Genomic DNA, 450 nt, shown 5'->3' on the forward strand with positions numbered 1-450 from the left:
ATGTTGGCAACGAAGATAAAGTTCGGCAGCAGTTTGCCGTCGTTCGCATACACCGGGAAGTACTTCTGGTCACCTTCGACACCGTCGGTGGCCTTGATGAAAGCGAACTTCTGGCCGCTGGCTGCGACCTCGTCCCATTTCAGCGCGACGCCACCTGGGCGCTGCCACTTGGAAACGTCCACGCCGGTCGGCCCCATGTTGAAGCCGGTGCGAGCCGAGTTTGACGATGCGCTGGTAGCCGAACCAGTTGACGACCCGTTGGCATCAGAGCCCTGCGACTCCTGAACAGGTGTGCCAAGCTGTTGCTGGAACAGCACGGTTTGCAGACGCGGCAGATTATCTTCCAGACGTTTTTTACGGTCGGTGTTGAAGAAGAACTCGGCATCCGCCAGACGTGGACGAACGACTTTCTCGTTACCAGAGATAATTTGCTGCGGATCTTTCGATTCG

General features: G+C 56.9%; 1 protein-coding gene. It reads right to left on the reverse strand.

All coding sequences use genetic code 11. The features are described 5' to 3' along the window. Positions 1 to 450 (reverse strand): glycine--tRNA ligase subunit beta (locus ACXIUA_RS11675; RefSeq protein ID WP_457976920.1); only part of this gene is annotated, 450 nt, incomplete at both ends.

It is taken from the genome of Corynebacterium sp. UMB8791, assembly GCF_054166365.1.